A 6455-nucleotide genomic window follows, 5' to 3' on the forward strand; every position below is an offset into this window, starting at 1 on the left:
CGAAGGAGACCCCGATGGCCCGCATGGTGAACTGCGTCTACCTGAAGAAGGAGGCCGAAGGCCTGGGCTTCGCGCCCTACCCCGGTGAACTCGGCAAACGCATCTACGACAACGTCTCGAAGGAAGCCTTCGAGCTGTGGAAGCGCCACCAGACGATGCTGGTCAACGAGAACCGCCTGAACCTGGCCGACGCCCGCGCCCGCCAATACCTCGCCCGCCAGATGGAGCAGTTCTTCTTCGGCGGCGGAGCCGACGCGCCGGCGGGTTTTGTCCCGCCGGCGGCCTGAGCGAAGCTCAGACATGAAGAACTGCGGGGCGCACTCATCTGCGCGCAGCGCAGGTGACGTGCGCACCAACGGTTCTTCTTCGGCGGCGGAGCCGACGCGCCGGCGGGTTTTGTCCCGCCGGCGGCCTGAGCGAAGCTCGGCGACGGCTACGACAACTGGCGCGCGACCCGGTCGCGCGGCCAAATCCCGCAGCCGATCACGCCAATCGATAACCATTCTCGTTCTCAGCTAGACTCCCTCAACACCAGTTGACCGGGAGTCTTTTCATGTTGCGTTCGCTGATCACCCGCATCGCCGCCGTCGCGCTGGCATTCGGTGCCACGGCCGTGCAGGCCCAGGATCAGGTGCTGAATCTGTATTCGGCACGCCACTACCAGACCGACGAAGCGCTCTACGAAAACTTCACGAAGGCGACCGGCATCCGCATCAACCGTGTCGACGCCGACGATGCCGGCCTGCTCGCCCGACTGCAGAGCGAAGGCCGCAACAGCCCGGCCGACGTCATCTTGCTGGTCGACGCCGCGCGCCTGTGGCGCGCCGAAACCCAGGGCCTGTTCCAGCCGGTGAAGAGCCGTGTGCTCGAACAACGAATCCCGGCGACGCTGCGCAGCAAGGACGAGGGCGAAGGTTCGCAATGGTTCGGTTTTTCGACCCGCGCCCGCGTCATCGTCTACGACAAGGCGCGCGTCCAGAAGCGCGATGTCGACACCTATGAAAAACTCGCCGACCCGGTGAACAAGGGCCGGCTGTGCACCCGCTCGGGCTCGCACCCCTACAACCTTTCGCTCTTCGGCGCCATGCTCGAACACCTCGGGCCGCAAAAGACCGAAACCTGGCTCAAGGGACTCGTCGACAACATGGCGCGCGCGCCCAAGGGCGGCGACACCGACCAGATCAAGGCCGTCGCCAGCGGCGAGTGCGCGGTCGCGCTGACCAACAGCTACTACCTCGCGCGCATGATGCGCTCGCAGAACCCGGCCGATCAGGCCGCCGTCGAGCGCATCGCCGTGGTCTTCCCGAACCAGGCGACGACCGGCACCCATGTCAATATCGCGGGCGGCGCCGTGGCGCGTTACGCGAAGAACCGCGAGGCTGCCGTCCGATTCCTCGAATACCTCTCTGGGGATGACGCTCAGTTGTATTTCGCCAACGGTAACAACGAATGGCCGGCAGTGCCCGGGGTCAAGCCCCGCAATCCCGCCCTGGAGTCCTTCGGCAGCTTCCGCACGGAAACCGTGCCGATTTCCGTGATCGGCATGAATCAGATCCGGGTGCAACAGTTGCTGGACCGCGTCGGTTACCGCTGATTCAAAGCTGTCGAGGTTAATTCGGCGGCCGCCCGGGCGTTGCGATGCTATATTCCGGGCACCCGACGGATTCGACAGGAGATACCTCGATGGCAACGTTGTCCGAATTGCTCGCGCAGAAGGCGGCACTCGAAAAGCAGATCGTCGAGACCCAGCGCGAAGAACGCGCTGCGGCGATCGCCCAGGTGAAGACGCTGATGTCGCAATACGGTCTGACGCTGGCCGATCTGAGCGCCAAGGGCACGACCGCGTCGCCGCGCCGCGGCAGTACCGGCAAGGTTCCGGCCAAGTACCGCGATCCGGACACCGGTGACACATGGTCGGGCCGCGGCCTGCAGCCCAAGTGGCTGAAGGCAGCGCTGGCCAACGGCCGGGCGCTGTCCGATTTCACCGTATAAAGCCGGCCACCTCAAACCGGGGCCGGTCCCGGCGCAAGGGCGGTCGCGGCGGTAGCATGGGCTTGCCCCTTCTTTCGCTGCCGCCACCCGCCGCGTGACCTCATCCGATAGCCGCCGACTTCTGCCACGCCTGCTGGCAGACTGGCAGACCGGCCCTGCCCGAGCCGTCGGCGCCTTTGCTGCCGCGCTCGGCTGCCTGCTGGCTGGACTGCTCGGCGGCTTTTCGCTTGCCGACATGCCCTGGAGCACGATGGGCCCCGCGGCTGGCGTCGTGCTCGCCGGCCTGGTGCGCTGGGGCCCGGGTTCGGCGGCTGGCGCAGCACTCGGCGCTGCGCTGGCACTGCTGGCCCAGCCCCTGCCGCCGCTGGAAATCGGCATCTCGCTCGTGGCGCTGGCTGCCGGTCTGGCGCTCGCCTGGCGGCTGCTGGGCCAGGTCGGCTTCGAACGCCGGCTCGAGCGCGCGCGTGACGTCGGCTGGCTCGTCGCCGCCTTGGCCGGTGTGTTCGCCCCGGTGGCGGCCGCCGTCGCCACCAGCGCCTTGCGCTGGACCACCCTGCATCCGCTGGTCGACCGTGTCGGCCCGCTCGTGGCCGCCTGGGCGACGCTGTCCATTGGCGCCCTGCTGACGGCCTTCCCGCTGCTGGCGCTGGACCGCCGCGCGCTGTTCGTGCTGGAACGGGCGCCGCGCCTGGCAAGCGCTGCGGCGCTAGCCGGCGGCGCGGCCTTCGCGACCGCCCTGCTGTGCGTGCCGGCAAACCAGGTCGGTCAGTTGGGCGGTCTGCTGCCGTTCGTGCCGCCGCTGCTGCTGGTGGCACTGGCCGTGCGCCATGGCGCGCCGCTGGCGGCGGCGGCGCTGCTGCTGTGCGCCACCGCCGGGGCGCTGGCCTGCGCCTCGGGCGCTCCATGGTGGGCCGGTGCGGTGCAGCCGGCGCCACTGGCCACCGGCGCCTGGCTGGCAACCCTGTCGGCACTGCTGCTGATGCTGCATGCCGGAGCCGTGGAAGCACGCTGGCGCGAGCAGCGCTGGGAGTGGGCGCTCGACGGCTCGCGCCTGGGTGTCGCCGACTGGCACGTGCGCCGTGGCGAAGGTTTCGCCTCGACCGCCTGGCGCGCACTCGCACCGTCTGCCGACGCCGGCTGGACGCCGGCGGTCTGGCTGCGCCAGGTCCACGACGACGACCGCGCCGGGCTGGAAGCGGCGATCGCCCAGATCGACGCCGGCCAGACCGGCCGGCTGCAGCTCGAACTGCGCATGCGCCACGAAGCCGGCTGGCGCTGGCGCCTGGCGACGCTGCTGGTCATCGAACGCGGCACCGACGGTCGCCCGGCGCGCATTCTCGCGACGCTGGCCGACGTCGAGGACCGCCACGAGGCACTCGAGCGCCAGCGCCTGTCGACCAGCCTGTTCCAGCACCTGCACGAAGGCCTGCTGGTGACCGACGCGGAGCTTCGCGTGCTCGAGGCCAATCCGGCCTACGCCGAGATCCTCGGCGTGCCGCGCGACCGGTTGCTGGGCACCGTGCCCTCGCTGCTGCGGCCGGCACCCGACGACGCGCGCGCGCGCCAACAGCGCGTCGAGATGTGGACCGCGCTGCGCGAACGCGGCACCTGGCGCGGCGAACTCGACGAGCGCCGCGCCGACGGCAGCCTGCGCACGCTGCAGGCGACGATCTCGACGGTGCCGGGCACCGACCGCCGGCTCAGCCACCACGTGCTGATCATCTCGGACATCACCGAGCAGCGTCACCAGCGCGAGCAGCTCGAGCGCCAGGCGCTCTACGACGAGCTGACGCGGCTGCCCAACCGCGCGCATCTGTCGACGCTGCTGACCGAAGCCATGGCCACCGCCGACCGCGACGGTTTCATGGTGGCCGTCTGCTACCTCGACCTGGACCACTTCAAGCCGGTCAACGACCGCTTCGGCCACGACGCCGGCGACCGCCTGCTGGTCGAACTGGCGAGCCGGCTGCGCAACACGCTGCGCCGCCGCGACCGCTGGGCCGACGTCGCCGCCCGCCTGCACGGCGACGAGTTCGTGCTGCTGCTGCGCGCCGGCTCGATCGACGAGGCGCGGCGCGCGATCGTGCGCGTGCTGCGCGTGCTGACCCAGCCCTATCTCGTCGACCCGGAAGCCGACCCGGTGCCGATCACCGCCAGCATGGGCGCGACCCTGTACCCGCTGGACCACAGCGACCCGGAAACGCTGCTGCGCCACGCCGACCACGCGATGTACGACGCCAAGCAGTCCGGGCGCAACGGCTACGTGCTGTTCGACCCGGCCAGCCGCCAGGAGCGCGAAGCGCAGGCGCTGGCGCAGGACGAGATCGAACAGGCACTCGACCGCGGCGAGCTGATGCTGCGCTACCAGCCCAAGGTCGACATGCGCAGCGGCCGCGTCATCGGCTTCGAGGCCCTGCTGCGCTGGGAGCACCCGACCAAGGGCGAACTGCCGCCGCACAGCTTCCTGCCGCGAATCGAGGAAGACCGGCTGCTGGTGCGGGTCGGCGACTGGGTGCTGTCGCAGGCGCTGGAGCACCTCGCGCAGTGGCGTCGCGACGGGCTCGACTTCGCCGTCGGCGTCAACGTATCGGCGCGCCACCTGCGGCGCGAGGACTTCGCGGCGCAGCTGGCGGCGCTGATCGGCCGCCACGGCCATGATCTCGCGCCCTATCTGGAACTCGAGGTCGTCGAGACCGCCGCCATCGCCGCCGAGGACAGCCCGACGACGTCCGAGCAGATGCGGCTGTGCCGCGAGCTCGGCGTGCGCTTCGCGCTCGACGACTTCGGCACCGGCTATTCGCCGCTGCGCTACCTGAAGGATCTGCCGGCGGACACGCTGAAGATCGACCGCAGCTTCGTGCACCACATGCTCGACGACGCCCAGGACCGCGGCATCGTCGAGGGCATCATCAGCCTGGCGCGCACCTTCGGCTGCAGCGTCGTCGCCGAGGGCGTGGAGACGCCGGCGCAGGCGCGCATGCTGCTGGATCTGGGCTGCGACATCGGCCAGGGCACCGGCATCGCCTCGCCGCTGCGCGCCGAGCAGGTCGCGCAGTGGGTGCGCGAATTCCGCGGCGTCTTCGTCATCGCGCCGGCACCCGGCGAAGCCTTGGCTAGACTCGGCGGGTGATCCCGCCCGGTTTTCTGCAAGACCTTCTGGCCCGCGTCGACATCGTCGACGTGGTGGGGTCGCACGTCGAGCTCAAGCGCGGCGGCGCCAATTTCATGGGGCTGTGCCCCTTCCACGCCGAGAAGTCGCCCAGTTTTTCGGTGAGCCCGAGCAAGCAGTTCTATTACTGCTTCGGCTGCGGCGCTTCGGGCGACGCGATCCGCTTTCTGATGGAACACCAGGGCCTGAGCTTCATCGAGGCGGTGCGCGACCTGGCGCAGCGCGTGGGCATGCAGGTGCCCGAGGAGCAGCTGAGCCCCGAGGAGCTGGTGCGCCGCGACCAGCTGCGCGAGCGCCGGCTCTCGCTGGGCGAGGTACTGGTGCGCGCCAACGACTTCTACCGCGGCCAGCTCAAGACCAGCCCACGGGCGATCGGCTACCTGAAGGCCCGCGGCCTCACCGGCGTCGTCGCCGCCCGCTTCGGCCTCGGTTACGCCCCGCCCGGCTGGCGCACGCTGGCCGGCGTCTTCCCGCGCTACGACGACCCGCTGCTCGAAGAGGCCGGCCTCGTGCGCCACCGCGAGCAGGCCGAAGGCGAGGCCGAGGACGGCGAGCGCGGCCGCTACGACTGGTTCCGCGACCGCGTGATGTTCCCGATCCGCAACGTCGGCGGCGAGGTCATCGGCTTCGGCGGCCGCGTGCTCGACGACAGCAAGCCGAAGTACATCAACTCGCCCGAGACGCCGCTGTTCAGCAAGGGCCGCGAACTCTACGGTCTGTTCGAGGCGCGCCAGGCGTTGCGCGAACGCGGCTTCGCGCTCGTCGTCGAGGGCTACATGGACGTGGTCGCGCTCGCCCAGCACGGATTCGCCAACGCGGTGGCGACGCTGGGCACAGCCTGCACCGCCGAGCACGTGCAGAAGCTGTTCCGCTTCACCGACGCGATCGTGTTCTCGTTCGACGGCGACGCCGCCGGCCGGCGCGCCGCCGCGCGTGCGCTTGAGGCGGCGCTGCCGCACGCGAGCGACCTGCGCAGCGTGAAGTTCCTGTTCCTGCCGCCTGAACACGACCCGGACAGCTATGTGCGCGAACTCGGCGCCGAAGCCTTCGAGCAGGCGCTGGCGGCGGCGGTGCCGCTGTCGCGCCAGCTGGTCGAACAGGCGGCCGAAGACGCCGACCTGGAGACCGCCGAAGGCCGCGCCCGGCTGGCCGCGCAGGCGCGGCCGCTGTGGGATGCGCTGCCCGAAGGCAGCCTGAAGGACCAGCTGCTGGGCGAGATCGCCGAGCGCGCCCGGCTGCCGCGCGAGGACCTCGCGCGCCGCTGGGGCCTGCGCCCGGGCGGCGCGGCAGCACC

The 6455-nt window shown here is 70.5% G+C and carries 5 protein-coding genes; all 5 read left to right on the forward strand.

The features are described 5' to 3' along the window. Positions 1 to 14: 14 nt before the first annotated feature. On the forward strand, positions 15 to 287 hold the full coding sequence (locus tag CKO43_RS09195; RefSeq protein ID WP_200228317.1) for an oxidative damage protection protein: 273 nt from the start codon (positions 15 to 17) through the stop codon (positions 285 to 287). Positions 288 to 553: 266 nt separating this feature from the next. Next, complete coding sequence (locus CKO43_RS09200) at positions 554 to 1594, forward strand: extracellular solute-binding protein (protein WP_200378459.1); 1041 nt, start codon at positions 554 to 556, stop codon at positions 1592 to 1594. Between the two features lie 89 nt (positions 1595 to 1683). Then, complete coding sequence (locus CKO43_RS09205) at positions 1684 to 1992, forward strand: H-NS histone family protein (RefSeq protein WP_200228319.1); 309 nt, start codon at positions 1684 to 1686, stop codon at positions 1990 to 1992. A gap of 250 nt (positions 1993 to 2242) precedes the next feature. Continuing rightward, positions 2243 to 5122, forward strand: a complete 2880-nt coding sequence (locus CKO43_RS09210) for a putative bifunctional diguanylate cyclase/phosphodiesterase (protein WP_242477918.1) — start codon at positions 2243 to 2245, stop codon at positions 5120 to 5122. Continuing rightward, positions 5119 to 6455, forward strand: a 1337-nt coding sequence (gene dnaG, locus CKO43_RS09215) for a DNA primase (RefSeq protein ID WP_200378460.1), incomplete at its 3' end; no start/stop codon positions are given. The genes CKO43_RS09210 and dnaG, both read left to right, overlap by 4 nt.

The sequence above is a fragment of the Rubrivivax gelatinosus genome (assembly GCF_016583785.1).
GTDB classification, from domain to species: domain Bacteria; phylum Pseudomonadota; class Gammaproteobacteria; order Burkholderiales; family Burkholderiaceae_C; genus Rubrivivax; species Rubrivivax gelatinosus_B.